Annotated in this window: 36 protein-coding genes; 22 read left to right on the plus strand and 14 right to left on the minus strand. The window is 72.7% G+C overall.

The genetic code is table 11. The features are described 5' to 3' along the window. Positions 1–182: 182 nt before the first annotated feature. The 4 genes from ACYUD3_RS36475 (at position 183) to ACYUD3_RS36490 (ending at position 3,608) form a co-directional block, all read left to right on the plus strand. Positions 183–1,577, plus strand: coding sequence for a replicative DNA helicase (locus ACYUD3_RS36475; RefSeq protein ID WP_470980099.1), 1,395 nt, complete (start codon positions 183–185; stop codon positions 1,575–1,577). Positions 1,578–1,614: 37 nt separating this feature from the next. After that, on the plus strand, positions 1,615–2,019 hold the full coding sequence (locus tag ACYUD3_RS36480; protein WP_470980102.1) for a hypothetical protein: 405 nt from the start codon (positions 1,615–1,617) through the stop codon (positions 2,017–2,019). A 276-nt stretch (positions 2,020–2,295) separates the two neighbouring features. Further along, entirely contained in the window at positions 2,296–2,991 is a 696-nt protein-coding gene (locus tag ACYUD3_RS36485; RefSeq protein ID WP_470980104.1) for a hypothetical protein, read from the plus strand. Then, positions 2,988–3,608, plus strand: a complete 621-nt coding sequence (locus ACYUD3_RS36490) for a hypothetical protein (protein ID WP_470980107.1) — start codon at positions 2,988–2,990, stop codon at positions 3,606–3,608. The genes ACYUD3_RS36485 and ACYUD3_RS36490 overlap by 4 nt, the downstream gene beginning before the upstream one ends. 26 nt (positions 3,609–3,634) lie before the next feature. Here ACYUD3_RS36490 and ACYUD3_RS36495 read toward each other — a convergent pair whose 3' ends face one another. Further along, a complete protein-coding gene (locus ACYUD3_RS36495; RefSeq protein WP_470980110.1) occupies positions 3,635–4,612 on the minus strand; it encodes a hypothetical protein in 978 nt (325 codons plus the stop codon). A gap of 585 nt (positions 4,613–5,197) precedes the next feature. On the opposite strand from ACYUD3_RS36495, the gene ACYUD3_RS36500 reads away from it, so the two are divergent. From ACYUD3_RS36500 to ACYUD3_RS36520, 5 genes are all read left to right on the plus strand, one after another. Beyond that, on the plus strand, positions 5,198–6,268 hold the full coding sequence (locus tag ACYUD3_RS36500) for a hypothetical protein (protein WP_470980113.1): 1,071 nt from the start codon (positions 5,198–5,200) through the stop codon (positions 6,266–6,268). A gap of 4 nt (positions 6,269–6,272) precedes the next feature. Next, complete coding sequence (locus tag ACYUD3_RS36505) at positions 6,273–6,842, plus strand: hypothetical protein (protein WP_470980116.1); 570 nt, start codon at positions 6,273–6,275, stop codon at positions 6,840–6,842. A 59-nt stretch (positions 6,843–6,901) separates the two neighbouring features. After that, entirely contained in the window at positions 6,902–7,636 is a 735-nt protein-coding gene (locus ACYUD3_RS36510) for a hypothetical protein (RefSeq protein ID WP_470980119.1), read from the plus strand. A 142-nt stretch (positions 7,637–7,778) separates the two neighbouring features. Further along, positions 7,779–7,943 (plus strand): hypothetical protein, encoded by a 165-nt coding sequence (locus tag ACYUD3_RS36515; RefSeq protein WP_470980121.1) that lies wholly within the window; start codon positions 7,779–7,781, stop codon positions 7,941–7,943. 261 nt (positions 7,944–8,204) lie between these two features. Further along, on the plus strand, positions 8,205–8,519 hold the full coding sequence (locus ACYUD3_RS36520; protein WP_470980124.1) for a hypothetical protein: 315 nt from the start codon (positions 8,205–8,207) through the stop codon (positions 8,517–8,519). Positions 8,520–8,536: 17 nt separating this feature from the next. On the opposite strand, the gene ACYUD3_RS36525 is transcribed toward ACYUD3_RS36520, so the two are convergent. From ACYUD3_RS36525 to ACYUD3_RS36545, 5 genes are all read right to left on the minus strand, one after another. Continuing rightward, the gene (locus ACYUD3_RS36525; protein WP_470980126.1) at positions 8,537–9,046 is read right to left on the minus strand and encodes a hypothetical protein; all 510 of its coding nucleotides are present in this window, start codon (positions 9,044–9,046) and stop codon (positions 8,537–8,539) included. A 124-nt stretch (positions 9,047–9,170) separates the two neighbouring features. Next, positions 9,171–9,407: a helix-turn-helix domain-containing protein gene (locus tag ACYUD3_RS36530; protein ID WP_470980129.1), complete on the minus strand. Its 237-nt coding sequence runs from the start codon at positions 9,405–9,407 to the stop codon at positions 9,171–9,173. Beyond that, positions 9,404–9,844, minus strand: a complete 441-nt coding sequence (locus ACYUD3_RS36535) for a RapZ C-terminal domain-containing protein (RefSeq protein WP_470980132.1) — start codon at positions 9,842–9,844, stop codon at positions 9,404–9,406. The genes ACYUD3_RS36530 and ACYUD3_RS36535 overlap by 4 nt, the downstream gene beginning before the upstream one ends. A 126-nt stretch (positions 9,845–9,970) precedes the next feature. Further along, positions 9,971–10,369 carry a hypothetical protein gene (locus ACYUD3_RS36540; RefSeq protein ID WP_470980135.1) on the minus strand — a complete coding sequence of 133 codons (399 nt, stop codon included), beginning with the start codon at positions 10,367–10,369 and terminating at the stop codon, positions 9,971–9,973. Then, positions 10,366–10,674 carry a hypothetical protein gene (locus ACYUD3_RS36545; RefSeq protein WP_470980138.1) on the minus strand — a complete coding sequence of 103 codons (309 nt, stop codon included), beginning with the start codon at positions 10,672–10,674 and terminating at the stop codon, positions 10,366–10,368. The genes ACYUD3_RS36540 and ACYUD3_RS36545 overlap by 4 nt, the downstream gene beginning before the upstream one ends. 18 nt (positions 10,675–10,692) lie before the next feature. Between ACYUD3_RS36545 and ACYUD3_RS36550 the strand changes: the two genes are divergently transcribed. The 6 genes from ACYUD3_RS36550 to ACYUD3_RS36575 all read left to right on the plus strand — a co-directional run bounded on the left by ACYUD3_RS36550 (position 10,693) and on the right by ACYUD3_RS36575 (position 14,146). Then, on the plus strand, positions 10,693–10,971 hold the full coding sequence (locus tag ACYUD3_RS36550; protein WP_470980141.1) for a hypothetical protein: 279 nt from the start codon (positions 10,693–10,695) through the stop codon (positions 10,969–10,971). A 143-nt stretch (positions 10,972–11,114) separates the two neighbouring features. Further along, positions 11,115–12,335 (plus strand): helix-turn-helix domain-containing protein, encoded by a 1,221-nt coding sequence (locus ACYUD3_RS36555; RefSeq protein WP_470980144.1) that lies wholly within the window; start codon positions 11,115–11,117, stop codon positions 12,333–12,335. A gap of 110 nt (positions 12,336–12,445) precedes the next feature. Next, positions 12,446–12,703 (plus strand): hypothetical protein, encoded by a 258-nt coding sequence (locus tag ACYUD3_RS36560; RefSeq protein WP_470980147.1) that lies wholly within the window; start codon positions 12,446–12,448, stop codon positions 12,701–12,703. Continuing rightward, positions 12,700–13,074 (plus strand): hypothetical protein, encoded by a 375-nt coding sequence (locus ACYUD3_RS36565; RefSeq protein WP_470980150.1) that lies wholly within the window; start codon positions 12,700–12,702, stop codon positions 13,072–13,074. Before ACYUD3_RS36560 ends, ACYUD3_RS36565 begins: the two co-directional genes overlap by 4 nt. Further along, the gene (locus ACYUD3_RS36570; RefSeq protein ID WP_470980153.1) at positions 13,071–13,544 is read left to right on the plus strand and encodes an ATP-binding protein; all 474 of its coding nucleotides are present in this window, start codon (positions 13,071–13,073) and stop codon (positions 13,542–13,544) included. Before ACYUD3_RS36565 ends, ACYUD3_RS36570 begins: the two co-directional genes overlap by 4 nt. Positions 13,545–13,822: 278 nt before the next feature. Further along, the gene (locus ACYUD3_RS36575; RefSeq protein ID WP_470980156.1) at positions 13,823–14,146 is read left to right on the plus strand and encodes a hypothetical protein; all 324 of its coding nucleotides are present in this window, start codon (positions 13,823–13,825) and stop codon (positions 14,144–14,146) included. Here the strand turns inward: ACYUD3_RS36575 and ACYUD3_RS36580 are convergent. Next, the gene (locus tag ACYUD3_RS36580; protein WP_470980158.1) at positions 14,143–14,511 is read right to left on the minus strand and encodes a hypothetical protein; all 369 of its coding nucleotides are present in this window, start codon (positions 14,509–14,511) and stop codon (positions 14,143–14,145) included. The two genes, ACYUD3_RS36575 and ACYUD3_RS36580, sit on opposite strands and share 4 nt — an antisense overlap. Positions 14,512–14,521: 10 nt before the next feature. On the opposite strand from ACYUD3_RS36580, the gene ACYUD3_RS36585 reads away from it, so the two are divergent. The 3 genes from ACYUD3_RS36585 to ACYUD3_RS36595 all read left to right on the plus strand — a co-directional run bounded on the left by ACYUD3_RS36585 (position 14,522) and on the right by ACYUD3_RS36595 (position 16,894). Further along, positions 14,522–14,644, plus strand: coding sequence for a hypothetical protein (locus ACYUD3_RS36585; RefSeq protein ID WP_470980161.1), 123 nt, complete (start codon positions 14,522–14,524; stop codon positions 14,642–14,644). Between the two features lie 50 nt (positions 14,645–14,694). Continuing rightward, entirely contained in the window at positions 14,695–15,513 is an 819-nt protein-coding gene (locus ACYUD3_RS36590; RefSeq protein WP_470980164.1) for a DUF6602 domain-containing protein, read from the plus strand. 697 nt (positions 15,514–16,210) lie between these two features. Then, positions 16,211–16,894 (plus strand): hypothetical protein, encoded by a 684-nt coding sequence (locus ACYUD3_RS36595; protein WP_470980166.1) that lies wholly within the window; start codon positions 16,211–16,213, stop codon positions 16,892–16,894. On the opposite strand, the gene ACYUD3_RS36600 is transcribed toward ACYUD3_RS36595, so the two are convergent. From ACYUD3_RS36600 to ACYUD3_RS36610, 3 genes are read right to left on the minus strand one after another with little or no spacing between them, the layout of a single operon-like run. Further along, a complete protein-coding gene (locus ACYUD3_RS36600; protein WP_470980168.1) occupies positions 16,868–17,173 on the minus strand; it encodes a hypothetical protein in 306 nt (101 codons plus the stop codon). The genes ACYUD3_RS36595 and ACYUD3_RS36600 overlap by 27 nt on opposite strands. A 21-nt stretch (positions 17,174–17,194) precedes the next feature. Further along, positions 17,195–17,788, minus strand: a complete 594-nt coding sequence (locus ACYUD3_RS36605; RefSeq protein WP_470980170.1) for a GNAT family N-acetyltransferase — start codon at positions 17,786–17,788, stop codon at positions 17,195–17,197. Positions 17,789–17,804: 16 nt separating this feature from the next. After that, positions 17,805–19,151: a hypothetical protein gene (locus ACYUD3_RS36610; protein WP_470980173.1), complete on the minus strand. Its 1,347-nt coding sequence runs from the start codon at positions 19,149–19,151 to the stop codon at positions 17,805–17,807. A gap of 205 nt (positions 19,152–19,356) precedes the next feature. Here ACYUD3_RS36610 and ACYUD3_RS36615 point away from each other — a divergent pair, with 205 nt between their 5' ends. The 4 genes from ACYUD3_RS36615 (at position 19,357) to ACYUD3_RS36630 (ending at position 21,713) form a co-directional block, all read left to right on the plus strand. Further along, positions 19,357–19,737 (plus strand): hypothetical protein, encoded by a 381-nt coding sequence (locus tag ACYUD3_RS36615; protein ID WP_470980176.1) that lies wholly within the window; start codon positions 19,357–19,359, stop codon positions 19,735–19,737. Beyond that, complete coding sequence (locus tag ACYUD3_RS36620; protein WP_470980178.1) at positions 19,734–20,198, plus strand: ATP-binding protein; 465 nt, start codon at positions 19,734–19,736, stop codon at positions 20,196–20,198. Before ACYUD3_RS36615 ends, ACYUD3_RS36620 begins: the two co-directional genes overlap by 4 nt. 282 nt (positions 20,199–20,480) lie before the next feature. Next, the gene (locus ACYUD3_RS36625; RefSeq protein ID WP_470980181.1) at positions 20,481–20,903 is read left to right on the plus strand and encodes a hypothetical protein; all 423 of its coding nucleotides are present in this window, start codon (positions 20,481–20,483) and stop codon (positions 20,901–20,903) included. 576 nt (positions 20,904–21,479) lie between these two features. Further along, positions 21,480–21,713 (plus strand): hypothetical protein, encoded by a 234-nt coding sequence (locus ACYUD3_RS36630; protein WP_470980184.1) that lies wholly within the window; start codon positions 21,480–21,482, stop codon positions 21,711–21,713. Positions 21,714–21,756: 43 nt separating this feature from the next. Here the strand turns inward: ACYUD3_RS36630 and ACYUD3_RS36635 are convergent, their stop codons facing one another. The 4 genes from ACYUD3_RS36635 to ACYUD3_RS36650 form a co-directional block, all read right to left on the minus strand. Continuing rightward, complete coding sequence (locus ACYUD3_RS36635) at positions 21,757–22,053, minus strand: hypothetical protein (protein WP_470980187.1); 297 nt, start codon at positions 22,051–22,053, stop codon at positions 21,757–21,759. Beyond that, on the minus strand, positions 22,050–22,430 hold the full coding sequence (locus ACYUD3_RS36640) for a hypothetical protein (RefSeq protein ID WP_470980190.1): 381 nt from the start codon (positions 22,428–22,430) through the stop codon (positions 22,050–22,052). Before ACYUD3_RS36640 ends, ACYUD3_RS36635 begins: the two co-directional genes overlap by 4 nt. Before the next feature lie 12 nt (positions 22,431–22,442). Continuing rightward, positions 22,443–22,637, minus strand: coding sequence for a hypothetical protein (locus tag ACYUD3_RS36645; RefSeq protein WP_470980193.1), 195 nt, complete (start codon positions 22,635–22,637; stop codon positions 22,443–22,445). Between the two features lie 74 nt (positions 22,638–22,711). Beyond that, positions 22,712–23,005, minus strand: coding sequence for a hypothetical protein (locus ACYUD3_RS36650; RefSeq protein WP_470980196.1), 294 nt, complete (start codon positions 23,003–23,005; stop codon positions 22,712–22,714). Between the last annotated feature and the right edge of the window lie 109 nt (positions 23,006–23,114).

Here is a 23,114-nt window from a genome sequence, read left to right on the forward strand (position 1 = left end):
TCATGTACGGCCGCGTGACGGCCTGAACGGTCATCGGCGACCAGGGAGACCCGGGAGCCTCCCGGCGGCACGCTGAGGGGCACTCAGACCCCTTCAGGGGCCGCCTGATCAACACGGCGGCGGCCGGAAGACCTTGCCAGGACCGGCCGCCGCTTGAAAACTCCGAGAACAGGAGCTTCCCCATGAGCATTGCAGAACTCCCGGACAACACCGAGTCCCCGGCGGACGACGGCACGTTCAACCGCGTCCCGCCGCATGACAATGAGGCCGAACAGGCCGTCCTCGGCGCCATGCTGCTGACCTCTCAGGCCATGGCCCCGCAGGCCATCAACGAGATCTCCTCGATCCTGCGCGGCCCGCAGGACTTCTACCGGCCCTCGCACGAGACGATCTACCGCACCATCCTCGACATGTACGGTGCCAGCGCCGGTCAGCCGAGGATCGACCCCATCACGGTCGCCGCCGAACTCACCAGGACCGGCGACCTCAACAAGATCGGCGGTGCCTCCTACCTCCACACCTTGGTGCAGGCCGTCCCGACAGCGGCGAACGGCGCCTACTACGCCGAGATCGTCCGCGAGCGCGCGTCGTTGCGGAAGGTCATCGAGGCGGGCACCCGCATGGCCGCGATGGCGTACGCCCAGACCCAGCCCGCCGAGGAGATCGTCCAGGACGCCATCGCCCAGGTCCAGGCCGCCTCGACCGGAACCGTCGAGACGGCGCCGAAGCTCTCCGTCGCCGACCGCTGGCAGGACTTCATCGACGAGTTGGAGACCGGGGCCGACCCGGACGCCCTGGACACCCCCTGGCCTGACGTCAACGAAGTGATCCAGCTCAAACCCGGCCAGCTGATCACCGTGGGCGCGGCCACGGCCGGCGGCAAGTCCCTGTTCGGCATGAACCTCGCCGCCCACGTCGCCCTCAAGTACAACAAGCCGGCACTCGTCGCCAGCATGGAGATGGGGGGCAGTGAACTCATGGCCCGGCTCACCGCCGCCGAAGCTAGCGTCAACCTGGACAGCCTGGTGCGCCGCAAGCTCACCGACCAGGACTGGAAGCGCATCGCCAAGGTCTCCGACCGGCTCTCCAACGCGCACAACTTCGTTCTCGACGACAGCGCGAGCCTGTCGCTGTCGAAGATCCGGGCGAGGATGCGGTGGATGAGCGCCCGGGGCCAGGCCCCCGCGATCGTCGTCGCCGACTACCTCCAGCTGATGACACCCGAGGGCAGCGGAAAGAACACCAACCGCGCCCAGGAGGTCGCCGACATCAGCCGCGGACTCAAGCTCCTCGCCATGGAATTCAAGGTCCCGGTGGTCGCCCTCGCACAGTTCAACCGGGGCAGCGCCGGACGCCGACCGCTCGTCACCGACTTCAAGGAGAGCAGCGCGATCGAACAGGACTCCAACATCATCGTGCTGCTCCACCGCGACCTCGCGGAGGACGGCACCGACACGGGACCCAAAGCGGGACAAATTGAGGCAATTATTGCTAAAAACCGCAACGGGGCGAGCGGCAGGATTCTGGACCTGATCTTCCAAGGACACATGGCGCGCATCGCCTCCATGGGGCACTGAACAGGACTTTTCTTCTTCCGCGCGAGAGGAAATCGCCATGCTCACCGCCCACGATGTGACCACCCCCTACACCGAGGCCGCTCGGGCCCAGCAAATCGCCGACCAGTGGAACGCGGTCTATCCCGCGATGCGCCGGATCCTGAACGACGTCATCACGAACCAGCGGGTCGCGAAGAACCCGACCGCTGACATTCCCCGGCTCGAACGAGCCCGCCTTGAGCTGGGACAGCTCCACCGGGGTACCTACCACGGCTGTACCCGCAGCCCGGCCGCCTTCAGTATCTGGGGATCGCTCACCAACGTGCGCGAGGTCCTGAACGTGACCTCCACCAGCACCTCCGAGCTCGGCGACCTCTACCGCTTGGCGGCCTTGCTGGCCGACGCGAACGCCGAATGTTCCCGCCGCTACATCGCCGAACAGGAAGCAGCCGCCTCGGCGTAGCCCTGGGCGCGACCCCGCCCTTGCGTCAAAACCCTTGCCAGGGCGGGTGATCGCCCCCCGGAACGCCGGACAGCGTTCCGGGGGCCCGCTATCGTGGTCCGCATTGACTTGGGCGCGGCCACGCCCTTGCCGCTGTCCGCGCGCTCACGCCGCGTGGCACCGACGCGGTACGCAGGTCCTGCGGGATGCCGGCCGTACGACACCCATCTGACGATCCGTCCGGGATGCCCGGGCGGTGGCGTGAGCACCGGTCCGGGCAAGGGAAACGGAGACGTCATGCCGAAACGCAGCACCGAGCAGCAGCGGGCGTGGGAACTCAAGCGCTCTGCCGGGATCGACTACCAGGAGGCGCTGCGCCGGGTCCGCGCGGACTCCGCAACGGTTCCCGCCTCCCCGACCGCCTCCTCCGGGGCTCCGGCCGCCGTCGCGTACGTCCTCGTCCCCACCGAGGCTGAGGCCGCCGAGGCTGAGGGGATCACCGCTGAGGAACTCGGCGTGCGGGCGCTCCCCGAGGGCGCGGGTCCGGAGCTGCGGGCGCGCGCGGAGGCGGTATGGCGTCCCCGGGCGGACGGATGCCTGCCGTGCCGCTGCTCCGGGACCTCCTGCAAGCAGGGTGAGCGGTGCGTCCAGGAGTTCGGCGGCGACCGGTGCGCCGGGCGTCTGGTCCACGTCGACCGTCACCCAGGGGGCCTGTGGGAGGTGACCCTCTGGTGCGACACCTACGAGTGCGACGCCTGTGAACTGGGGTACGAGGCCACCGTCAGGCTGCCGGACCTGCCGTGGGGCGAGGTGCGCCGACGGGAGGAGGACGACCCGATGGCATGGAGCGGGCCCGCGACCGTCGTCCCCTACGCCGGGACCCGGCACCCCAATTTCCTCGGCGACGTCGAGGAAGACTTCTTCGGCGACATCGACGAAGACGACCAGGACCAGGACGACGAGGACGACGTCCTGGCGGGAGCGGCCCGGTGACCCGGCGTCAGCGCCCCGCGAAGCGGACGCGCCGGCCCGCCGCGCCGCCGCCCCCGCCGCAGCCGCGCGGCACCGCGTACGGACTGATCCGGACGGCCGCCCTCGGGGAGGCCGTCCACCGGGGGGACGGCCCGCCGCCGGCCGACTGGGCGATGCACGACGGGCTCACCGCCGCCCTGGAGCACTGGCAGGGCGAGGGCACCCTGCGGGTGGAGGGCCTCTCCCTGATCGAGTGGCTGGCGGTTGACCTCGGCGCCTACCTCCACGAGCAGCACGGACGGGACCGTGCCCGGCTGGACGCCTGGCTCATCGAGCACGGCGACCGGGCGAGCCAGGTGCAGCAGCGCCACCCGCACCCGGCCGGTCCCACCGCCGTCGAGATCCTCTCGGCGATCGTGGACACCGGGGACGCGCGCCCCGGAAGCCCCCGCGACGTCGACCGGCTCCGGCGGATCGGCGCCGCCTATCTGGCGTACGTCCGCGAGGGGCGCGAGGTCGAGGATGTACGGGAGCTGGTGCTGGTGATCGCACTGTGGGCGGGCCAGAGTCTCGCTGCCCTGATGCGCGGCGACGTCCGCCGGATCAGGGCGTACACCGACACGCGGGCGGCCGGCTGACTCTGCATCGCCCGAGGGCGCTGCGGCTACTGCATCTCAGTAGTTGCAGTGCCCTCAGTGCCGCGTTCCGCAGGGTCTTCCCTGGTGGCGAGGCCGTCGTCCAGGAAGATGCGGACCGTCTCGCCCTGCCGGGTGACGGTGGAGAGGGCGCGGGCGATACGGGTGTAGGTCGTCGAGGCCAGCGCCCACTCGACGGTCATCGCGTCGGCGCTGGAGCGGGTGTTCCACAGTTCGATCAGCAGGGCGATGAGGGAGCGTCCGGACAGGACGGTCCGGATACGGCCCTCGCGGCCGTCCTTGAGGGCTTCGACGGCCGGCGGGGTGCGGAAGTGGGGGTGCCCGCAGGCCAGGGCGGACAGCCATTCCCAGGTGTCCCGGTGCACGGTCACCTCGGAGGAGGCGAGGCCGGCGGCCGTGAGGAGTAGGACGCCATGGGCGACTTGGGGGCTGACCGCTGTGTCGGCGGCGGGCGGCGGACCGGTGTCGGCCGTCCGTTCGGCAGGTACGGCGGTGCCCTGGTAGGCGTTCTCGATGGCGTTCTTCAGGACGGAGTCCTCCTGGCCGTCCTGGGGATTCTCGGGCTGCGGCTGCGTGCTGTGCTCCACGGGTTCCCCCTGGACGACGGTGTCGGACGTGGTCAGGTGCTGCTCGGCGGCGGGGTCCGTCCGGGGCGCGGTCGGCGGAGCTCCTCCCGGGGGGTCGGCGGGGGCGCTCTCCTCGGCGGCCGGTGCGGGGCTGCGGAGGGCGGCAGCGGCGTCCAAGCGCTCACGCAGCTCGGTCCGGGTGTCGCTCAGGTCGCTGATCATCCGTTCCTGGCGGCGGCGCAGCTCGCGGTTCTCCTCGCGCAGGCCGGTGACGCCGCCCTGGACGGCTTCCAGGACCTTCACATGGCGTTGGGTGAGATCCCTGTGCAGGGCGGTCAACCCGACTGCCGGGTCGTCCAACTGCTTCCGTATCGCCCCCAGTTCGTTCATCGCCTCCGTGAACGAGTCTTTCCACCCCACGTGACCCCCTTGTTACTCCGAGTATGTGACGGGTCATTTCTCCCCATCGTGGTCCGGCGGGACGCGGTGGTTTCCGGCCCTTCCCCTGGCCGATACGAGACAGCCGGACCGGGAAGGTCGCCCGGACCGGCCAGGGCGGCGGCCCGTGAGGTGGGGTCCTGTGGATGAACGGCTTTCCACGCCCGCACCCACCCCGCCTTCGCGCGGGACCTGGACGAAGGCACGACGGCGGTCGTGAAATGCATTCCCATGCGGCAGACGCTATCGGCCGCCTCCGGCAGAGGCCGGTACCGGACCCGTCTCCCTGACACCGGCCCGCCCGCGCTCCTAGACTGGGGCTCTCCCGCTCTGATGCGGGGTGGCCCGCAGCGGGCATCTGTTTCCCGCTGCCGCCCTTGGAGTGATCCCCGCGCCTGCGGGGCTGCTGACGGCCCCCTCCGTCGTCTCCGCACCGCGCGGAGATGTCCTTCGTGCCCGCCGCCGTACAGGGCGCGCAGTGCATCCCGGCCCCGCACCGCGGGGGCTGGCCCGTTCCGTCAGCCGGACCCGTTCCCGAAGGGGGCGGTCCGCCCCTTTTCTCACCCCGTGGAGGCATCCCCGGTGTACGAGATCACCCGCCCGACCGTCCCCGACGGCATCCCCGACGACGCGACCCGGATCATCCCCTGGGGACGGGACCACCTGACCACCCGCCGTCTCCACTACACGAGGATGAGCATCGAGCGGGCGGACGAACTCCGCCGTACCAGCGGCCCCTCCTATTTCACCGACCCGGCTGCCGCCCGTGACTGCCTCGGCGCCCCGGACACCTGGCGGTTCCCGGTCACCGCCGACCACGGCCGCCTCCTCCACCAGGAGCACGAGACGCTCTGGAACGACGACCGCACATGGGCCACCGGGAAGAAACAACTGGCGGTGTGGGACGACGGCCGCCTCGATGTGAGCACCCCCAGGGGGACACCCGCCGCGTGGAAGGAGGAGGAGTACGCGGCCTGGCACGAGACGCTCCCAACCCGCTACACCCCGTCGGTCGCCGAACTCCTCATCGTCCTGCGGTGCGCCGACAACTGGCTGGAGCTGGAACGGCAGTTGGCCGGGGGCGGGGGAGCGTGCCCGTGGCTGGAGTGGCAGGGCGAGGCCGGGACGGAGACCGTCGCCGCCCGCGAGGACGAGACCGGTATCACCGCGATCACGGCCGCCGTCCGTACCTGTGAGCTGATCCGGCACCGCGTGCACCGCCGGGACGGGACGCCCGTCGACCTGTGGGCGGTCGAGGTCGCGACCTCGACCGCCGAGAAACCCCGTTTCGGGGGCCGCGGTGCCGAGGCGAGCCTGCGGCTGCTGTGGGAGCACCGGGAGGTCTACTTCGACGCCGCGACCGCGCGCGCCCGTTATGAGGACGACGTCCCCTACGGCGTCTCCCTCACCGAGGCCGCCCCCCTGCTCGGTGTCCCGGAGGGCGAGCTGAAACAGGCCGTGGGGGAGGCACACAAGCAGCGCGGCGAGCTGGTCCGCACGCTCCAGGACCCGGTGCTCGCGCCGATCTGGCTGGGCCTGCGCGACACCGGCGCCGGCGGGGCCCGGCGCTACGACCTGTGGGACCTCACCGCCTGGCACCAGGCCCGCACCACGGGCCCCGGCACGGCAGGAGGCTGACCCCGTGCTCACCCCCGCCCCCACGCCCGCCGGGCAGACCGCCGGCGCCCTCGCCGCGGCCTTCCCGGGCCTGCGGCGCGTGCACCCGCTCGACGTGCCCCACCGGCTGGCCGACGTCCGCCTCGACCCCGCACTGCGCGCCCGCTACCTCTGGTGCGGCTACGACATCGACATCAGCGCCGGCGACCCCCGCCCCGACCCCGACGACCCCGAGAGCCGCGCCCTGCACCGCGAGGTCCGCGCCTGCGCCACCCTCACCGTCCCCCGCCTGACCGGCGGCGCCGACCCCCACGAACGCGGCCACGCCGAAGCCGTCCTCACCGTGCCGGTGCCCCGGATCATGTTCCCGCCGGCGGCCGTGGCGGCCTGCGCGGATCTCACCGATCCCCGTTTCGCCTCGGCGGTCCTGGTCGCGGTCGGGCTCGCCCTGGACCACGCCCGGGAGGCCACCGCCCACGCCGCCTCACGGGCCGCCGAGGCCGCCCGCAGCACCGGCCTGGAGCGCAGCCGCCCGCCGGGCATGCCCCGCGCGCGGTGGACAGCCCTCCAGGCCGGGAAGGACGCGGCCCCGTGACCCCGCCCCGGCCGCACGACGCCGCCGGCCCCCACGCACCCCAAGGAGCACACCCGGTCATGAACGAAGAGAGCAAAGAGCACGAGTACGAAGGCGCCGCCGCCCTCCCGGGGCTGCTGGAGGCCGCCGTGGAACGCGTCGCCGTGCTGGAACGGCAGCTGAAACAGGAAAGGTATCTGGTCGACGACCTGCGCAAGCGGATCGTCGCCGCCGACCTGCACGCCGTGTCCGCGAACGGCATCGTGGACGTCATGGAGCACTGGGACCTCGTGCTGAGGCGGCGCCGTGACCCGGACCCGGGAGGCACCGCGTTGTACCTGTACAGGGCCACGCACAGCTGGCTGGCGGGGGAGAAGAGCCCGCGGCTCATGGTCGCGGCGCGCGCCGCCGGGCTCCGGGACGGCTACCCGTTCCCCCTCGTCTACTGGGTCCACGAGGACACCGTGGAGCAGATCCGGGCGGCGGCCGACAGCCTCACGCTGATGGGCCGTGAGATCCGCGCGGCCCGCAGGGACGGCCGCCAGGTCCGGGGCCTGACCGTCGACGTCGTCCACCAGGACGAGGGCATGTTCCTCGGCGCAGACATGAAAGCGACGCTGCGGCTGCGCACCACCGCACACGCGTGGGACCTGACCACCCCGGACGGCGTCGTCATCGGCTCCGGCGAGGACTGCCGGCCGCTCCTGGAGAAAGCCCACGCGGCCACACTCTCCGCCCCCGACCCGCTGAAAACGGTGGGGCAGGACGACCCCGCCGTCACCGGCGAATGGATCGACCGCATCCTTCTCGGCTGAGCTTGTTCTTTTCTTCTGGTCTCGAACGACGTCTCGAACGGGGTCACTCACCAGGGCGTTCAACGCCTTGGTCTCCCGAGCTGCTGAGGCATATGGGATCGCTCTGCACTATGCGGACGATCCTGATGCGGCCGGGAAGGCGATGAGCCATGCGCTGGGCGCCGTTGCGCGGGGGTTCGCCGCCGCGACCCTGGAGTTTCTCGCTCAGGACAAAGTCCTGGCGCTGAGCCTCGACCAGAAACTGCATCTGAATGCGTTGATCGTCGAACTCGACTCGGAAACCTCGGAAATCCTCCACGACGCGTGACGGTCCCGTGACGGCGAAAAGGCCCGGGGCTGGTCAAGCGGCTTTGAGGGCGGTCCCCGGTCGCGGACAGGATGCGGCGGGACAGGCGGCTGGGCGGGTGAGAAGCCGTCAACCTCCGGGTTTCCGGCCGCTCCCGGCCGCGCCAGCGGCGGGCCGGCGGCCGGAAAGGGCGGGCCGCCGGGCCTGGGGGAGCCGGCGTGACGGCCGGTCGGCATCGTCGTTGAACCAGCCGACCAGTGGGCCAGTTGAGGGAGGCGGCGGATGTCGGCGGACGGGATGTCGCAGGAGTGGCGGGAGTACGCGGAGCACCTGCGGACGGTGCTGGAGCAGTGCGGCGTCGGGACGCGGCCGTGCATGCCGGGGGAGGCGCAGGACTGCGGGGCCGACTACGCGCGGCACTGCCTGAGCTACCTGGCCGGGCTCAAGGCGAAGGCCGAGGCGGGGCTCTGGCACATCCACCACGGCCGGCCGGGTGGCGAGGAGATGGCGGCGCAGCTGCACGCGTGGTGGACGCAGACGATCCGCGCGGAGGGCGGGTGCGAGGACTGCCCCGCCCCCGCCCCGGCGGCCGGCTGACCCCGGTCGGCCGGGTCCTACCGGTTCCCGGTGTCGGGCCGGTCGCGGTGGCGGCGGGCGGCGGTGTCCGCCGAGACGCCGAGGACGGCGCCGATCTCCGCCCATGACGACCCCGCCGTACGGTCGGCGTCGACCGCCGCCGCCGTCAGTTCCTCGGCCAGGGCGGCGACATCGAGGGCGGCGCGGGTGTAGTGCCCGGCGTGCGGCCAGTGCGCCGGGCGCCGCGACCCGTACCATACGGCCGGCTGGTCGCGCTCCGGCCGTTCCGGTTCGGTGTCGAGTTCGGCGGCGAGCCGGCGGGCGGCGGACGCCACCCGCAGCGCGGCCGTCCGCAGGTCGTGGCGCCGTTCGTCGGCCGACACCAGCCGGGTCTCCTGCCGCTGTCCGCCGCGCTCGATCCGGGCGCTGAGGCGCCGCCATTTCGCCCGGCACGCCTCGGAGCAGAACCGGCGCGGCCTCCCGCCGCGCCCCTTCGGCCGGTTGGGCAGTCCCCGCCCGCACCCCGGACCCCAGCAGATCCCCGCCATGCACTCCACCCCTCCCGGCCGGAAACCGCAGACCTGCGGGTGCGCCCGGCCGTCAACAGGCCGGTTCCCGGCCGCCGCTGACAGCAGACACCCGGACCGGCGGCCGGAAAAGCGGCGGAGGCGGTCAGTCACCCGATGGGGTGACGTGGCGGGGCCGGAGGATGCCGGTCTCGTACGCGATCGCCACTGCGTGGGGCAGTGTCGCCGCGTCCAGCGCGAGGCGCAGTCCGTAGAGCAGCCAGCCGGCTGTCTCCGGCCGCACGCGCAGGATCTCGGCGATCGCGGTGTGGGTGTGGCCGCGCGCCACGAGACGCAGCACGACCATCTGATGGTCGGTCAGCGCCGGCTGCCATCGGGTCACGTGAGGATCGGCCGGCTGATGTGGCGGTGGTCGGTCTCGACGCCGTGGCCAGCGGCGCGGAGCCGGTCGGCCAGCGCCTCGGCGATCGCCACGGAGCGGTGCCGGCCGCCCCCGCACCGGACGTGGACATCGACGCGGCGGCCGTCGTCGGCCACCGCCAGGAGCGCGAGGACCCGCCGGACGGCGCGGTCCAGCAGCTGCTGCGCGCCCGGGGTCGTGAGGACGTAGTCCCTGACGGCGGGGTCGAGCCCGGTGGAGTGGAGCATCCGCTGCCGGACGGCGGGGTCGTCCGGGGGGTTGCGCAGGACGCGGGTGTCGACCAAGAGGGCGTCACCGCGCGGGGCGTCGTGGTGGCCGTCGCCGTAGCTGACGATCACGGTCCGGATGTGGGGAGGGCTGGGCTGCGGCCGTGAAGGGCCGCCGTTTCGGGAGGTCATGACCCCTAGTCTGGGCACGTCGCATGGGCCCCGGAAGCGGGTCGGCGATGTTTCCTGTTGCTACTCCCCATGGTTTTGCGGCGGCCGGGGAGGGGCTGGCGGTGGTCGTCGCGGCGGCCACCGCCGTCAGGTGCGGATGCCCTGATAGCCGGGCCCGAGCCCGAGGTCGCGCCGCTGCCGGCGGGGCCGGGGCGGGGTGGGCGGGGTGACCCGCGCGGCGGGGTCCGGGCCGGCGGGCGGGGCGCCGTCACCGGCAGCGGTGTCGGTGTCGGGGTCGGCGGGCGGGAGTCCGAGGGACCGCCGGAGCCCGGCGAGCGCGCGGGTGACGCCCCGCGCCGCGTCGGCGGCGCCGGGCGCGACGGCGAGCGCGGCCGTGATGATCTCCACGGCCTGCACGGCGTCCTCGGCGGCCCCCGCGCCCCACCCGCCCGCGCCGGCCGCGTCGGCCAGCGCGCAGGCGGCCTCGGCGGCGGCGTCGGCCAGGTCGTCGACACCGGGCGGCGCATCGTCGGGCAGGGAGGTCATGCCCCGTCAACGGCCGCACTGGTGGCGGGGTTTCGGCGGTCGGCGTTCAGCAGCGCGACGAGACAGGGGACCAGGGCCGGGGCGACCTCGACGACCGGGTCCGGGCAGCAGTCGAAAGCGGCGGGGTCCTCCGACTCCAGATGATCGCTGTCCGTGCACACCGGCCCGATGCCGTTCGGCTCCCGCTCCCCAGGAGTACCGATGAACAGGCCGCGCCACTCGGGGAGTCCGGCTTGGCCGGTCGTGCGGGTCAGGTACCGGCCGGCCGCGCGGCGGGCGTCGTCAAGGGCGGTGTCGTCGCTCATGCCGGGACGGTACCCGCTATGGTCGGCGTCACCGACGACGCCGACCGCAGCGAGGGGCCCGTGCACCAGATCCGACCGCGCCAGATCTACACGACGTGCGGGGGCGGGCCGACGTCCGTCTACCCGGAGACGGTGGTGGTCCTCGCGCACGAGCCGGGCGGCCGGACCGTCCGGGTCTACGACGACTGCAACTCGGGGCGCGAACACGACATCCCCGTCGGCTACTTCCATGCGACGTCCGAGACGACGTCGGGGCGCCGCCGGAAAACCGGCTACTACCTCGTGCGCGAGCGGTAGCCGGAGCGTCATGCGGCTTTGAGGGATGCGACGTGCCGTGCGCGTTCCTACCAGTGCCCGTACCGTCACGAGTCGTGCTGCCCGGGAGCGCGGGGGACCTGTCCGGCCGTACCGTTTCTGGTGTCGACAGAACGGAGTTCACGATGTCGCACGACGCTGGGAACGACCCGCGCGCGTTCGGTCAGAGGGCCCGCAGCGCGAGGGAGCGCAAGGGGCTGTCGCGGCCGGTGCTGGCCGGTCTGGTCGGCCGGAGCGCGGAGTGGGTTAAAGCCATTGAAACGGGGCGTCTGGGGATGCCGCGCCTGCCTCTCCTCCTCCGCCTCGCGGACGCCCTCGGGGTCGACGACCTCGCCGACCTGACCGGTGACGAACGGCTGTCGGCCGCGACGTACACCAAGGCCGCGCACCCGGCGCTGGAGCGGGTGAAAAGCGCGCTCACCGGCTACGACGTGCTGCCGCGCGAGGGGGAGCCGGCCGGGGCGGACGTGCTGGCGGAGCGGGTGGCGCAGGCGTGGCGGTCGTGGCACGGGTTCGGCGCGCACCGCACGCGGGTCGCGGACGTCCTGCCCGCGCTGCTGGCCGATCTCCAGTTCGCCGCCCGCGCGTACGACGGGGTCCAGCGCCGCCGGGTGCTGGTCTCGCTGGCGCAGGCGTACCACCTCGCCCAGCTCTACCTCTCGTTCCAGCCAGCACCCGAGCTGATCATGCTGGCCGGTGACCGGGCAATGGCGGCGGCACAGGACGCCGACAGCCCGCACGCGATGGCGGGCGCGGCCTGGTACCTCAACCACGTGTTCCGTGACGCGGGGGAGGCGACGCAGGCCCGCGTCGACCTCGCGATGCGGACCCTGACGCTCCTCGACCCCGGCCGGGGTGCCGAGGACATCGCGCTGGGTGGTCTGCTGCACCTGGCGGCGGCCCTGTCCTACGCCAAGACCGGGCAGAAGGGCAGCGCCGAACGCCACTGGGACCACGCCGACCGGGCCGCGACCCGCCTCGGTGACACCTACAGCCACCCTTGGCTGATCTTCGGCCGGGGCATGGTCGACGCCTACCAGGTCACGATGCACACCGACCTCGTGCGGGCCGGCGCGGCGGTCGACGCGGCCACCCACATCGACCTCGGCGCGATGCAGTCGGCGACCCGCCGCGGCTTCCACCTCATCGAGACCGCCCGTGCCCACAGCCTCCAGGGCGAGCAAGTGGCCGTCGTGCATCTGCTGCGCAAGGCGTACGAGACCAGTCCCGAGACCGCCCGTTTCAACGTTTTCGCGCGCGGCGCGGCGGTGGATCTGTCGGAGACCGGGAGCCGCATGATCCGCGACGACGCCCGCGAGCTGGCCCGTCAACTCGGCGCCGCCTAGGGGTACAGGGTGTACCCCTGCACGAGGGGGTAGCGGCCCTACCCGCCGCCGCCCCCGCCCGCGCCTACGGTCGGTCCTCAACCACCCGCCACCGACATCGAGGTCTGGCGATGACCGACAGCCGCAGTGCGCCCCCGCCGGACGGGGCAGTGACCGACACCGACGACTCGCCCGGGGTCGGCGACGAAGTGCTCGACGGCCGCGTCCGCGCGATCGTCACGGACGTCCAGGCCGGCGTCGTCTGGCTCCGCGCGGCCGACCGCCCCGCCACCGGGGACGACGACCGCGAGGAATGGCCCGCGCAGCACCCCGCCCGCCTGCGGGTCACCCGGACGCGCGCCGACCGGATCGCGGCGGGTGACCTGTGACCGGCCCCGCCCCCTACCTCGTGCTCCCCGCCGCCCAGACGGCCGGCCTCCCGGCCGACACCGCGCTCATCCGCAGCTCCTACGGCGCGGTCCTGTCCGGCACCCCCGCCCTCCTCCCGCCCGCCCGCCGGGAGATCCTGACCGCCCTCCTCCAGGGCCACGTCCAGCTCCTCGCCGCCGAACTCCTGCCCCTCCTCCCCGCGATGGGCGGCGAATGGCGCGCGACCGCCGCCCACGTCCTCGCCGGCACCCGCACCCTCCTGACCGCCTCCCACGCCTCCCGCTGGGACCTCGCCGTGTGCTGCCGCGCCCTCCTCGCCCTCTACGAGCAGAGCACCCCCCGTACGACGGCCACGGGGGGGCGGGTATGACCGGAGCGGCCCTCACCCCCGCCCGCCCCCGCCGCTCCGGCCCGCCGGGGTACTGCGTCGCCCTGCGGCGGGTTCCCGAGGCGGCGGCCGATGCCCGCGTCCTGGTCCGCGACGCCCTCACCGCGTGGGGCCTCGGCGCCTTCGCGATCGACGCCGAACTGGTGGTGGGCGAGCTGGTCGCCAACGCGGTGACCCACGGCGGCGGCCCCCGCGTCACCGTCGCCGTCGACCGCCCGGACCCCGGCCGGGTCCGGGTCGCCGTCGCCGACTCCGCCGCCGGCCGCCTCCCCCACCTCCGCACCCCCACCGAGGACGACACGGCCGGCCGGGGCCTGGTCCTGATCGACGCACTCGCCGACCGCTGGGGCTACACCGTCCTCGGACGCCCCCACCATCACCACCACCGCCGCAAAGAGGTGTGGGCCGAACTCGCCGTCGTCACCGATACCCCGGCCGCCGCGCCGTCGTGAGAGGCCGTCACCGCCGCACCCGCTGGCGCGCCACCGGCACCGTCCTCCTGGCCGCCGTCGCGGTCGCCTCGATCATCGCCCTGACCTGGTCCATCACTCACCAGTACTGACCGCATCAGACCATCTCCGCCCCGCCGGCCGCGCCCCCGTCGCGGCACCCCTCACGGCGGGAGACGGCGCCCCGGACGCGCATGGGCCGCAATGCGTCCGGGGCGCCGTCACGCCGTATCGCCAGCGCCCCGCCCGAATCCCCACGCCGGGACGGTCGTTGACAGAGCGTGACCGCTACTGACTTCCGCCCTGTTGAGGAACCCCCGGCCAACGTCGTGATCCCGTGCTGCCGCCTGTGCAGCTACATGGGCCCAAGCTTCCGGGCCGGGACACCGCAGCGCCTGGTCTGCGTCCCTCTCGTGGACCACGTCGACCAGGACCACCCCGGAGCCGGCCTCGCGGAGTCGATGCCCCGCCTGGTCTACGGCTACGTCGACGGCCTCACCGACGAGATCCTGACCCGCGTCAACGCCCGCCGCGCACACGACCCCTACGGCTCCGGGGGCAGGGGCGGCGCGCCCTGCCCCCCGGGCTGCTCGTGCAGCGACTAGCCGGCGCGAGGCGAACCCCCAGCGGCCGGGGGCACGTCACCCGGAGCGCCCCGGCCGCACGGCGAGGTACGCCGCGATCGCCTCGGCGAGGTGGTGCGCCGATCCAGCAGATAGGCGCCGTTCATGCCGCCCTCGGCGAGCGCGGCGAACTTGCTCTTGCGCAGGATCGTGGCGGCTCGGTGCAGCGGGCGATGCCGGTCGATCACGTAATGCGTGACGCCGGACAGGGCGAGCGCGGCGGCGATCCCGCGACGGCTCAGCCCGAGGCCGAGAGCGCGGTTCCCGACGGCGAGGGCGAGGCCCTGCGTCGCGACGTACGAGGCGACGTTCTCTCGGGTTCGTGACGGCGTCGTGCACTGTCGCATCACCCGCCGGGTGACCGAGCTGGAACAGCAGCTCCCCGACCTCTGCGGCGAACTGGCCGAACGCGACGAGGACCTCGAAGCTGCCCGCGCCGCGAACCGTGAGCTGATGGCCCAGATCAACACCGCAAGATGAGCTCATCCGTTCCTGCTCCGAGTAGATTTGCAGGCAAGTACGTTCTGGCCATGACGACCGCACAACCGCAGTCCCTTCTGATCCAGAGCCTCACTTATGCCGCGCGGACCCTGCGTGCTCAGTTCGAGGAGACAGGCCTCTTCGAGCACAAGCCAAGCAAGGGCACTGAGCGGGAGCGGCTCCTCGCCGAGCTCCTGCGTCCCAGGGTTCCCGGCCACATTGAGGTGTTCCACAACGCCGAAATCATTTCGGCAGACGGGAAGAGGTCCGCGCAGTGCGACCTCGTTCTCGCAGACCGCAGCACGCCTCCCTTGTTCGGCACAAGCTCGAACCGGCTCATCCCCGCCGAATGCGTCTACACCGTGATCGAGGTGAAGTCCAAGATTGACGGCAAGGAACTGAAGTCAGCCTGCGACAACATCAGGCAGGCGAAGAGCGTCCCCAAGACCGCGTTCGTGCGGACGTCCGAGAACCGCATCCACCACGCCAACGGCATGCACTACCCCTACATCCCGACTCTGGGAATGATCTTTGCTTTCGAGGGGATAGGCCTGCATACCCAGGGAGAGCGGTTCAGTGAGTGGGTCGCCGACCACCCCGTCGAGGAAGTCCCCGACAGCATTTGGACCCTCGGCAAGGGGTTCATCAACTGGCGAAACAAGAACGGCCATCCGACCGCTGTTCCCACGAGCACGGACGCCTTTGAGACTTGGGCGCCCCACGGAGACATCGACATCCTGGTCCCGTTCCTGCTTCAGCTGAACACCTTCCTGAGCTCAGCCTGGATGAACCCGCTCGCCCTTGCTCAGTACGCGGGCACCCGGCCGCTCGCCGTCTCAGAGCGCGTCTGGACGCGGAACGCGACTTGAGAGGGACCCACCAGCGACAGCTCGGAATGATCTCTGCCTTTGACTGTCCGCAACACCTGTCGCAGACAGCCAAAGTCTCTTCTACCTGGCCACTTGGTTCTTCCCTCACCGCTCACCCCCAGAGAACCGAGGTGTCCGGCGAGGGCTACGTGCCCGGCCACGCCCCGATCGCCCTTGTGTTCGGCCTGATGGCCGCTTTGGACCCAATGGTCAGCGACGTCCGCCGACGCGCGCAGGAGGGCGTACACGGCGGCGGGAGCGGGGTTCGTCGTGGTGGTCGTCATGTGCTCGATCCTCCGCGTACCGGCGCACCCGGTCTGCGGCGCACGCCCACACCGAATGTGGCGCGCGCCACTCCGCCGTGCAACGGCCGCCACCGTCTGGCACGGCCCACGACGATGGCGCGTAGGGGCGTGCCCGGACGCCGAGTTGGGCGTTCGTCCCCGTACGGCACCGCCGGACGGCATACTGGGCACACGACGTGATCCCCGCACAGCGGGGGTGGTCCCTCGATCAGGGCCGGTGTCGTCGGCGTCAAGCTGTGGTCCCCGCGTACGCGGGGGTGCCCCCTGGGGAACTTCTCGGTGTACGTGGTCCCCGCGTCTGCGGGGATGGACCGCCGCCCCTGGAAGGGGCGGCGGTCGCCGCGCGTGCGGGACCGGCCCGCACGCCCCCGCCTCCAGCGAGAGGATTCACGGTGCCCCGTACCGCCGCCGTGGCCGCCCGGCCGCACCCGCTGGCCGACTGCGCCCAGCAGATCGACCCCACCCGCAGCTACGGCGTCCGCGACGTCGCCCAGCTCCTCGGCATCGCGCGCGAAAGCGTGCAGAGCATGGCCACGCACGGCTGGCTGCCCGGCCACAGCGTCCACCCCCACGCGCACGGAGGCCGCCAGTACGCGTGGACCGGCGCACAGCTCCTGCACATCGCGGCCCGCCCCCTCCGGCTCGCTTTTGACGCGGCGGCCCACGCCCGCTACGCCCCGGGCACCCTCTACCGCGCCGGATGCCGCTGCGACCCCTGCACCACGGACCACGTCGCCGCCAGCAGAGCACGGGTACGCGCCCTCTCCGACGAGGCGTTCCCCCCGGCCGCCCGCGCCCAGGTCCTCGACCTCGTCGCAGCCGGCACCCCCGTCCCCGACGCGGCCAGGGAAGCCGGCGTCACCCCCGGCCGGGTCTACGCCCGCGCGCTCTGGGACCCCGCCTACGGCGACGCCCTCGACCAGGCGGGCTGGACCCTGTGCACACTCGGACAGACCGACCACCGGTGCAGCAGCCAGGCCGCCTACAAAGGCCGTACCGGACCGGCGCCGTGCCGGGGCACCGGATGCCGCCAGTGGCGCCGCGCGGCCTCACGCCGGGAACGCGGCGCCGCCTGACCGCACACGATCACAGTCCCCAACAGCCGTTCCACGGCAGGGTTTTGATCCGGGCAGCAGCACCGCCGCCGCCCGCGCCACCGCCCCGGGGGCGATCCGCAGTCGGCCCACCGCCACCTCCTGGCCGTGGTCCTGGTCGTCGTCGGCGGACGGCGCGGCGGGAAGCGCGGGTGGGTGATCAGCGGGTACCCCGGGATGGACCAGCAGGAGGAACTGGAGGAGGTCCAGCCGGGCCTGCGCCGTCTCGCGCGGTCCATCGCGGCGCAGTTCGAGGATCATTTCGGCATGTGCCGTGCGCGGTCACGCGGTGCGCTGAGGGGGCCTGCCGCTGACGTCCAGGAGGAGGAGGTCGTAGGCGGGTCCGGTGGCGGAGATGCTCCAGGGGCCGACGTAGGTGTAGCCGAGGCGGTCGTAGAGGCGCCGTCCGTCGGGGTTGTCGGGGCGGACCAGCAGGGACGACCAGTCGGGGGCGATCGCGGTGAGGAGCGCGGTGTGCAGGCGGGTCCCTGCGCCGTGGCCCTGCCACTGCGAGACGACCGCGAGTTCGCACAGTCCCATGATCCGGCCGTCGCGGACCTCCTGGGGGAGGTCCGGCAGGAGGTCGTGCCCGAACCAGTACTCCGGGCTGCACGGGAACGCGTAGGCGAACCCGATCATCGAGCCGTGGGCGTAGGCGGCGACCAGTGTGAACCCCTCGGCGAACGCCGAGGCGTGGCCGGGGATCTGCCGGCGCAGGCCGTCGACGGACAGGCCGTAGGGGTCGTCGCCGGGGGCGTCGGCGATCTCGGGGTGGGCGTCGGCCCACACGTCGGCGAGGGTGTTGATCAGGGGGGTGATCTGGCTGGGGCCGTAGGTGCGGATCACGATGTCGGCGCGGGTGCTCGGGGTGGTCACGCCCAGGTCCCTCTCTCTAGACGGCGGTGGTGGTGGCGGTGCGGTACTGCTCGATCCAGCCGGCGACCTCCGGGACGCGGGCATGGCGCTGGAGCGCGCCCGCGACGTCGCGCAGCGAGCGCAGCAGCCGGTCCGAGCGGACGTCCGGGAGGTACGCCAGGGTCCGTCCGGCCGCCTCGGCCGCCGCCTCGGGGTCGGGCCGGTCCCTGACCGCATGCTGGATCGCGATGTCCGCCGTGTACAGGGCGCGATTGCGGGCGAACGCCGTCCCGTGCAGCAGCACCGCCTGTTCCGCCCCGGCGGCGGCCCGCTCGTGCTGGCCCAGGTCCGCGCGCGCCAGCGCCTCCAGCCCCGCCAGCTCGCCCGGCGCGTAGAAGCCGAGCCAGGAGGGGTCGGCGCCGGTGGGGCCCTCGGCGTAGCGGTGGTGCGCGCGCACCACCGCCCGGTCCGTCGCGGAGGCGTCGCCCATCAGGGCCCAGCCCCGGGCCTCGCGCATGTGCATCAGCGACAGCAGCCGCGGTGAGCCCACCCGGCCGGCGGCGTGCTGGGCGCCCTGGGCGGCGGCCACCGCCTCGCGCGGTCGGCCGGACGCGTGCGCCAGCAGCGCCATGCAGCCGAACGCGTGCGCCTCCAGCTCGACGTCACCGGCGATCCGCGCGGCGGCCAGCGCCTCGGCGTACAGCGAGGCCGCGTCCGCCGGGCGGCCGGAGTCGTACGACAGCCACCCCGTGGCGATCGACAACGCCCCCACCGCCGACCGCAGCTCACGGCCCGTCGTCTCGGTCAGGGTGCCGTGCTGGAGCCACGAGTAGGCCGTGTGCAGGGCCTGCGAGGCCTCCCGGCGCAGGGCCGCCGACCCGTGGTCGTGATCGTGGTCGTAGATCTCCGCGACCGCCCGGTGCACCGCGACGACCGAGTCCGCCCCGATCCGCCCCGGCCCCCGCTCCCGGTCGTTCCCGGCGGAGACCAGCGACAGCACCGCGCCCGCCGCCACCCCCGCGACCAGCTCCCGCCGGTTCAGCACCTCGCCCACCTCACCCTCACCCTCGATCCCGTCCGCCCCGGCCAGCTCGTCCGCCCCGGCCGTCCGGACGGTCCGTGCAGGGGAGGGGCGTTCACGGCGGCCGAAGCCCAGCGCGGCCATGTCCCGGCCGGTCAGCTCCCGCAGGATGCGCCGGTAGACCGGTTTCGGCATCAGGACGTCGCCGTCCTCCCACGCCGCGACCAGCCGCGCCGTGCACCCCACCGTCTCGCCCATCGCCGTGCCGGTGTCGACGACCAGCCGCGCGAATTCCGTGCGCGACAGCTGGAGTTCGCCGTCACGCACCGCGCGTAACAGCTGATTGGGGGTCCTGTCGGTCATACCGGCTCCCGGGTGACATCCGAGGCAGCGAGGGGTACGGCGACCGTACCTCCTCCCCCGGCTCTCCTGCCCGCAGACGGACCCGCTCCACCCCAACGGGCGGTTTCCGCGCGGTAATTGCATCGGACTTGCATCGCGCTGGCATCGATTCCGCCTCCTGGCCGCTGCTGAGGTGGAGACGTGACCCCGCGCAAAGGGAGGCGCCGTGACGACAGAGGAACTGATGCCGAGGGGCGGCGTGCCGGCGTGCCCGGCCGACGTCGAGACGATCGCCGCGACGTGCGAGGCCGTCCTCGCCGCGCAGCCCGGCCCGCCGCCCGCCTACCAGGGCCCCCACCTCGACCTCCTCGCCGGCCATGTCGGACTCCTGGTCTGCGAGGTGCAGCCGCTGCTGCCCTCGATGACGTCCGGCTGGGCGGAGGCGGCCGACCACGCCACGGCCGGCGCCGTGCACCACCTGCGCGCGTACGAACGCGGCGCCGGGTGCGCCTACGACCTCGCCATACAGTGCCGCGCCCTGCTGCTGGCCTACCGGCAGTGGGCCCCCCGCCCCGCCCCGCCGGCCGCCCCGGGGGCACGGACATGACCGTGATCAGAGTCCGCGCGACCGCCGCCGCACGCCCCCGCTCCAGCGGCCACCCCGGCTACAGCGTCACCCTCCCCCGCACCCCCGAGACGATCGGCGAGGCCCGCGCCCTGGCCCGCGTCGTCCTCGCCACCTGGCGCCTGCCCGCCACCGTCGCCGACGACGCGGCGCTCCTGCTGTCGGAGCTGGTGACCAACGCCGTCCTCCACGCCGACGGCCCCCGGGTCCGTATCACCATCGAGCGGCCCGAGCCCGGCCGCGTCCGCCTCGCCGTCCGCGACCGCACCCCCGGCCGCGTCCCCCAGCTGCGCGACCCGGGCCCCGGCGACACCTCCGGGCGAGGCCTGCGCCTCATCGACACGATCGCCCTGCGGTGGGGGTGGGACCGCTGGGGCACCGCCAGCCGCCCCCTGGGAAAGACGGTATGGGCCGACATCGACACCGCCGACACCCGGCCGTGACGCCCCGTCACGCCCGCCGCCGCTCCCGCCTCGGCGTCGCCGTCGACGTCGTCCTGGTCGCCGCCGCCGTCATCGCGTCCGCCCTCCTGACCTGCCCCCTCACCCGCCACCACTGACCATCCCCGCCCCGCCGGCCGCGCCCCCCGACGCGGCACCCCTCACGGCGGGAGACGGCGCCCCGGACGCGCATGGGCCGCAACGCGTCCGGGGCGCCGTCGCGCCCTGCCGCTCCGGCGCGGCGGGCAGGCCGGAGACCCATGCCGTCATCATTATGATGACGGCATGGAATCCGGAACGGCCGAGGCGATCGAGCGCTTGTCCCGCCGGCATGGCAGGGGAAAGAGCATCACCAGCAGCGAGGCTCTGGAGGACATCAGCCTGGCACTCCACGTCGAGCGCACCGACCGGCGTCTCCTCGACCACGAGACGCCGGTCGACGGCGAAGACCTCGCCGCAGGCCTGTCCCTGGTGGAGTCCGCGCGCCGGCGGGTTGATTCGATGGAGCTCCACCTCATCGACCACGCGCGGGCCAAGGGGCGTACCTGGGACCAGATCGCCGCCGATCTCGGTCTCCTCGGCCGGCGCCAGGCGCAGACCCGCTTCACGCGCCTCCGTAAGCGCTTCCCCGGCTACGTCCCAGTCAGCGGATCAGGGGGACGGGACGGGAGCGGCCCAGGCCAGGGCATGTTCCCGATGTCTCCCTGAGTGGGCTTGCGGGGCATCTCGGCGGGTTGAGCCGTTTCCGCTCGATCCAGTCCTCGGGCAGGAACGGGCGCGTACCGTGGGAGGCGCACGCGACCGACGGCCGAGGGGTCGAGGACATGAGCGCACTGCCGTACGGGCCGGCCCCGTCGACGTACGCGAACCCGTACCGTCTGGAGGCCACGGACGGGCCCCAGACGCCGGCTGAGCTGCGGGCCGCGCTCGCGGCGATCTCCCCGACCGCTGTGGTGGCGTTCGACGTGGAGTTCGACGCGGCGCGGTTCAACTCCCCCGCGCAGGCACGGGTGGTGGCCAAGTACCGGCGGACGGCCGCGTTCGCGACCCGGCCCGAGGCGACGGCCGCCGTCGCCGCCTCCCCCGACGGCACCGCCGGGACCCGGCCCGTCACCGGGGAGTGGGCCAGCGACGCAGCACCCCGCAAGACGTACCTCGGATGGGTGGGCCTGTGTGGAAGCGACCCGCAGGTGGTGATCCGACTGGTAGTGAAGGTCGGCACTGAGACCCGCCCGCTCCGGGCATGGGCGCGCGGGGCCGAATCACACGAAGGGGACGCGTGGCATGACCGAATCGGAAATGCTCAGGAAGCGGCAGGACCGAGCAGTGATCGGCCTCGTCGCCTCCGTGGGACTGCTCATCGTCAGTACGGGTCTCCTCACACGGTTCGAGATCACCAGCGCAGAACTGGCCGCCTGGATCGGTCTGGTGAGTGTCAGCTCCCTCGCCGCCATGGTTCGGGTACGCGTGCCGGTTCCTGCTGACCATGATGGAAAGGGACCGGGCCAAGGGGAGTGACCGCCGACGCACGGTCAGCGGCAGGCCGTTGGTCTTCATCAGGCTATCCCTGGCTCTTGAGCTCGTACGCCGTCAGGAAATCGACGCAGTGCCGGGTCCGGTAGGAGTCGCAGTACGGGGTCCGGAAGCCGTCGTCGGGCTCGTCCGGGAGCCGCCACCAGACGTACCCGCGCGTTTTGTCGACTTCGGTGACGACGATGTCCGAGTGGCCTCCGTGTCGGTATCGGTACGTTGCGCCGGACTTGATTCTGCTGAGCGCGTCGCGCCGTTCCTCTTCGATGGCCCGGGCCACTTCCTCGGCCACTTCCTGCTCGATGTCGTCGAAAGGCCTGCTGGTCACGGCTTCTCCTCGTCGGTGGAGAGCTGGGTGCGGATCTGGGCGGCGAGGTCGAGGACGTCTTCGACGGTGACCCCGGGGACGCCGCCGCTGTAGGTGGTGCGCAACCGCCCGCCTTCGCGGGTGAAGGGGTCGCCCTCCCAGTCGGCGCTGGCGGTGTCGTTGATGACGATGATGGCGCCGTGGAGGATGTTCAGGCAGGCGATGCGGTCGCCGTCGTCGGTGATGGCGTCGAGTGTGTCGGCGAGGAAGGGAATGATCTGGGCGGTGATGCGGCGCTCTCCGCTACGGGTGGTGCGCTCCTTCAGCCTGGCGGTGAACTCGCGTGGCGTTTCATCGCTGCTGAGGCGGCCGGTGTAGGTGGCGTTGAGGTCGATCATGCTGCTGGCCTTTCATAGGTCTTCGGGCCGCAGGTCGTACTGCCAGGTCCAGTGGCCGTCTTGGTCGGGTGCGTAGAGGGAGCGGCCTGCGGGGTATGTGCCGTGGTCGCTGATGATCGCGATCCACGGGTCGGGGTCCGCGGGGTCGACGTCCACGGCCCAGCCGTCGAGCGGGCCCTGGTGGAGGGTGACGGTGACCAGGGGCATGGCGGGTTCTCCGATTGAGGGTGGTGGACCGGAGGTGTTCGCTTCCTCCTCCGTTCCTGGCGGGGTGGTGGTGGCTATGTCCAGCCTTTGGGGCCGGGCTGGCTCGTGCGGTTGGTGAAGTACCTGGTGAGCCGGTCGTCGAGGGGGATCTGCCAGTAGGCGCCCACGCGTTTCCACTCGGTGCGGGGGACGGGCCAGTGCGGGTCGGTGTCGGCGAGCTGCATGACGCGCTGGCGGGTCATCGACTCGGCCCAGCCGTTGGCGACGGCCAGGCGCGCGAGCTCGGTGGCGGTGGCGTACGCGGCTTGCGGCGGGGGGGCGCCGGGGGAGGTCTGAGGGGTCGGCGGGGGCTCGGATTCGGCGCTCATGGGGACGACTATAGACAGTCTCTTGCGGTACCGAAATGGAGCCGCTAGTGTCTCTTGCGTTATCGCAAGAGTTCACGGTGCCCGGCGGGCGCCGTGAACGCGGACAAAG

Source organism: Streptomyces sp. AMJ-169 (assembly GCF_055597585.1).